Here is a 369-nt window from a genome sequence, read left to right as displayed (position 1 = left end):
CTACACGACGGCTTTATTAAAAGAAACGGGATTATCCCCTTGAAGCAAGTAAGCTGATCGCCTATATTAAGGGTGTCAACGGAGGCACCCATGTCAGGTAAGTTCACAGTTCGCGATTTCTTCAAGCGGTTCCCGGATGACGATGCGTGCCTGCATCACGTCATGGAGGTCCGCTACGGTCTGCGCCACGTCTGCCGTGACTGCGGGACGGAAAGCAGCTTCCACCGGATGACCAATCGCAAGGCGTATGCCTGCGCTCACTGTGGCGCGCATCTGTATCCGTGCGCCGGTACGATCTTTCAGGACAGCCGCACTCCGCTGCAACTGTGGTTCTACGCGATCTTCCTCTTTGTCACGACCCGTCACGGC

At 56.4% G+C, this 369-nt stretch carries 1 protein-coding gene; it reads left to right on the top strand.

The features are described from left to right. Nucleotides 1-90: 90 nt before the first annotated feature. Nucleotides 91-369: transposase (locus IG168_RS20360; protein ID WP_193166439.1), on the top strand; the 279-nt coding region annotated here is incomplete at its 3' end.

It is taken from the genome of Microbulbifer hainanensis, from assembly GCF_014904735.1.
Classification (GTDB): Bacteria; Pseudomonadota; Gammaproteobacteria; order Pseudomonadales; family Cellvibrionaceae; genus Microbulbifer; species Microbulbifer hainanensis.
The sequence above is the reverse complement of the archived record's forward strand: the minus strand, read 5'-3'. Positions and strand labels throughout refer to the sequence as shown.